Raw genomic sequence first — 4,388 nt, forward strand, 5'->3', positions numbered from 1 at the left:
CCGGTTTGCTCTAGTGCTTGATCAACTGTTTTACCCCAGATCTTTTGTGCACCGGTATCTTGGAATAAATCATAAGCCACGACAGAAGTACTGTCAGATTTATGCTTCATTTGACGTTCGCTATCCAGTACCACTTTATAAGGTGTGCCAATGGTACATGTAGCTGTTAATTTACCTGTTTGGGTACGGTTTACGTCGGTTGAACGATCTAAACTTCCGAAATCAATATCTGTAGCTGAATTAAATTCACACGATTCATTGATTGTTAATTTCACTTCAAAGTTCTGTGTTGGGGCAGTAGCTGCTTGTGCTGCAGAAAAGCCAAGTACAGATGAAATGAGCAAAGAAACATATGTAATTTTTTTCATGAGATTGAATCCAATATTTAAGTTCAACCTAACCTTAAAAAGTGGATGAACTTTTGATCAAAGTAGGCGAGGAAATATACGCTCATTAAACAAGCAAGTACATAATTTATTTAGAAAAAATTAGATACTTTACTCTAAATTACTCCAATTAAAAAATTGGCTTAATTAAAAATCAGCTTTTATTTTCCCAAAAAAATGTGATAAGTATCTCATTGAAAATGATTTACTTGCTGTACGGATCATATAGTAAATAAAAAACAACTATTATTGAAACCAATAAAAACAATGAAAATAATCTAAAAAAACAATTAATACGAATTTCGAGCTTATAATTTTTAAAGTCATTAATGAAAAATGCTTTGTAGGTAAATTTCTGTTAGCGGGGGAAATGTTCAATTACAGCAATTGCCGTTAGAGCGTATTGAAAATAATTTTTATTATTCAATTCTTGATATTTTTAAAACTAAAACAGACGATAAAGTTATATTGAGTCGAGAGGGTTGGTGGAAAAATACGTTATTAACAAGAAGATTTGGCTATAACTCCAATTAACTATTTATTTAATATTTCTAAAATTAACATAATACACCTTATACGAAATGCGTTATAATTCTCTTGAAAATTCAATGCTGTAGTTTCTAGTTGATAGCCCGAACATCCCTGTTCGGGCTTTTTTTATGATTTTTCACGTTCCACGCCTATTCTTTGATCAATGTTTCACAACTTTGATTAGCTCCATTAAATAATTAAAACCTAGATAATAAGAACCGAGCGAGTGTCTACGAGCGATTGAGCATCATCAAAATTTCACGCTCGCCTTTTCTCTGATTACAAGCTCCCTTTCGATTTTAAACGGTAGGTACAGAGCATCCCGAATGGGTGCGAACTTTGGAGCTTTTGCTTTTCAAAAAGTATGAGCGAAGCGAATACATTATCAATGCTTTTACTTTTGAATATCACGAACAGTATTAATTAAAAACTGCCCCTCGAAGCGAGGAACGAGCTTCAATAGAGTACGAGCTTTAGCGAGTACCTAGGGCAGTTTTCCACAAGTTTTTATATTTTTTATTTTTAAATATATTTTTAAATATTTTTAAGTTGCTTGAAACGCTTGTACAGCAAGGCTTTCACAGCTAATAAGTACACCAATTCCGACATATAAGTACACCAATTCCGATATTTTAGCCCCAATAAGTACACCAATTCCGACATATAAGTACACTAATTCCGATGATATTGACACGTACATTACAAAGGTGTACAAATACACTTGAATTATAAAAGTGTACAACAATGAAAAATGACTTAGTTGTAAAAGATAATGCGTTGATTAATGCTAGTTATAGTCTTGGTCTTGTCGAACAGCGATTGATTTTATTAGCTATCGTTATTATTCGGGAACATACTCATAACATGCACCTTGACTATATTGCATTCAATAAACCAATTGAGATTACAGCAGAAAGTTATATTAATACGTTTGGTGTAAGCCATAGCACAGCATACGAAACACTAAAGGATGCCTGTAAGTCTTTATTCTCAAGACAGTTTAGCTATCAAGAACCTAGAGAAAAAGGTATTGCTCATAAAACGACTCGCTGGGTGTCTGATATTGCTTATATTGATAATTCTGCAACTATAGAATTTACTTTTGCTCCAGCGGTCTTACCCCTAATCACTTATCTTGAACAACACCTTACAAGCTACGAATTAAAACAAGTTGCCAATCTAACAAGCGGTTATGCTATTCGCCTATACGAACTTTTAATTGCGTGGCGTAGTACTGGGAAGACACCAATTATTGATTTAAATGAATTTCGTTTAAAACTTGGAGTTGGAGATGAAAAATATCAAAGAATGGGGCAATTTAAAGAAAAAGTTTTACATATTGCTATTGAGCAACTTAACAAACATACAGACATTACCGTAACTTATGAGCAACATAAGCAGGGGCGTACAATTACAGGGTTTTCATTCAAGTTTAAGCAAAAAGTACAACCTAAAATTGAAACTAAACGAGATCCCAATACCCCTGATTTTTTCATCAAAATGACCGATTCCCAACGTCATTTATTTGCAAACAAACTGTCTGAAATGCCTGAAATGGGGGCATATTCTCAAGGTACAGAAAGCTATCAGCAGTTTGCTATTCGTATTGCAGACATGCTTTTAGAGCCTGAAAAATTCAGAGAGTTATACCCTTGCTTAAAAAAGGCAGGATTTGGTAATTAAAAAAAAGGAGCTTCAGCTCCTTTTTTTTAATTTTATTCTTTGGCTGGCTGTCCTATCGAATCTAACTGATTAATCAGTTCCGCATTTACTTCTTCGCCCGACTTATTGGCAGTATCTTTACTTTCAAATCGTGATGAATCTTGGAGTTCTTTTTTCATACGTTCACGGTCTTCGTCTGTAATTTCTTGCGGAGCAGGTACTTGTTGCGCTTCTTGGCGTACTTCTTCCACAATCTCAGGAGACGATGCTTGCACTCTTACATGTTCTGGTTCTTCTTTATTTTTGCTGCATGCAGTAAGGGTAATAACTGACATTGTTAATAAAGACATTAAAATTTTATATTTCATAAAGAATATCCAGCTTAATTGTTATTCATCGAAGGTAAATCAAAAAGTATTCTATCCCGATCCTCTATTAAATAATCATTAAGTTCAGCGAGTATTTTTTCTTTGTTGGCTTCATTGGATTGCATTTTTTTAATCAAGTAAGAACCAAGTAAGATTTTACGCCGAGTATCATCCTTGCGTTCTTGCTCTTTCTGCTTTGTTCTTTCTCTTGCTTCAATAGCCTGTTTCTGAGCTTTTAACTGTTTCAGCTTCTCCAACTGGGCTTCAATTTTCTTTTCAATATTTTCAGTTGATTTTGTCATAACGGTTAATTTCGGGATATAGAAAACCACTCAAGCATAAGGCTCTATGAACTAGAGTTCAAGCGAGCTATATGCTATCGTGTTTTTCATGAAATGCGCACTTACGACTTGGATTTCATCCAAGTCAAAGTTTGCGTAAGGGGAATCCCCTTAACCCCAAAAAACTGCTACGCAATTTTTTAAAAGCAAAAGCATCTCAAGGCGACTGCATGGCAATTTATCATTGTTCCACTAAAACGGTTAACCGAAGTTCAGGACGAACTGCGGTTGCATCGAGTGCCTATCGCGCAGGTGAAAAACTAGAAGATGAACGCACAGGACTGACCCATGACTTTACGAGAAAAGACGGTGTAGCCCATTCTGAAATTATCTCTAATTTAGATATTGAAATTGACCGTGGCGAACTTTGGAACTTGGCAGAAAAAACCGAGAACCGCAAAGATGCCCGAACCGCTAGAGAATGGGTGATTGCCCTACCCGATGAATTAGACGCTGATCAACGTAAGGACTTAGCAAAAGACTTTGCCAGGTCCTTAGTTGATCGCTATGAGGTGATCGCAGATTTAGCCATCCATAAACCGAGTAAAGGCGGAAATGATAAAAACCATCACGCCCATATCATGCTCACCACCCGAAAAGCCGAATTAGACGCAGACAATAAAATCACTCTGACCACCAAAACCGATATTGAACTCAGCAACGCCAAACGAAAAAGCCTTGGTATAGGGACAACCCAAGAAGACATTAAGCAAATTCGAGAAACATGGGCAGACTTAGCCAATAAAGCATTGGAACGTGCAGGCTACCGAGAAAAAATAGACCATCGTAGCTATGCCGATCAGAACAACGGACTACAAGCCACCATCCATGAAGGCACCAAAGTCACTCAATTACGCAGACAAGGCATAGACACTGAAATCAGCCGTTTTAATGACAACGTCAAACAGCAAAATAGCCAACAGCTTCACCAACAGAAACAGCAAAAAGAGAGCGTTTTACAGCGTGGTTTAAGCCGTGTCGATCAAGGTTTTGATCAATGGCAGAAGAACCAAGAAACCAAACGTCTAGAACTGGAACGCCAAGCGGAAATGAAGCGACAGCAAGAATTAGATAAACAACGAGCCGAGCAAGCACTCCGC

At 36.6% G+C, this 4,388-nt stretch carries 6 protein-coding genes and 1 pseudogene; 3 read left to right on the plus strand and 4 right to left on the minus strand.

What is annotated here, in order from left to right; genetic code table 11:
- Positions 1-368, minus strand: a 368-nt coding sequence (locus FTV41_RS13705; RefSeq protein WP_179996695.1) for a spore coat protein U domain-containing protein, incomplete at its 3' end; no start/stop codon positions are given.
- Positions 369-749: 381 nt separating this feature from the next.
- Between FTV41_RS13705 and FTV41_RS15255 the strand changes: the two are divergent.
- Positions 750-920, plus strand: a pseudogene (locus FTV41_RS15255) (GIY-YIG nuclease family protein); the annotation flags it as partial.
- 541 nt (positions 921-1,461) lie between these two features.
- Here the strand turns inward: FTV41_RS15255 and FTV41_RS13710 are convergent.
- A complete protein-coding gene (locus FTV41_RS13710; RefSeq protein WP_179996696.1) occupies positions 1,462-1,611 on the minus strand; it encodes a hypothetical protein in 150 nt (49 codons plus the stop codon).
- 50 nt (positions 1,612-1,661) lie between these two features.
- Here FTV41_RS13710 and repM point away from each other — a divergent pair, with 50 nt between their 5' ends.
- Positions 1,662-2,600, plus strand: a complete 939-nt coding sequence (gene repM, locus FTV41_RS13715; RefSeq protein WP_151208205.1) for a replication initiation protein RepM — start codon at positions 1,662-1,664, stop codon at positions 2,598-2,600.
- A gap of 32 nt (positions 2,601-2,632) precedes the next feature.
- Here the strand turns inward: repM and FTV41_RS13720 are convergent, their stop codons facing one another.
- Both FTV41_RS13720 and FTV41_RS13725 read right to left on the minus strand, forming a co-directional pair.
- Complete coding sequence (locus FTV41_RS13720) at positions 2,633-2,947, minus strand: hypothetical protein (RefSeq protein ID WP_151208206.1); 315 nt, start codon at positions 2,945-2,947, stop codon at positions 2,633-2,635.
- Positions 2,948-2,961: 14 nt separating this feature from the next.
- Entirely contained in the window at positions 2,962-3,249 is a 288-nt protein-coding gene (locus FTV41_RS13725; RefSeq protein ID WP_020847062.1) for a hypothetical protein, read from the minus strand.
- Between the two features lie 209 nt (positions 3,250-3,458).
- On the opposite strand from FTV41_RS13725, the gene mobQ reads away from it, so the two are divergent.
- The coding region (gene mobQ, locus FTV41_RS13730) for a MobQ family relaxase (protein ID WP_179996697.1) at positions 3,459-4,388 on the plus strand (930 nt) is incomplete at its 3' end.

Source organism: Acinetobacter sp. YH16051 (genome assembly GCF_013417135.1).
Lineage (GTDB): Bacteria > Pseudomonadota > Gammaproteobacteria > Pseudomonadales > Moraxellaceae > Acinetobacter > Acinetobacter towneri.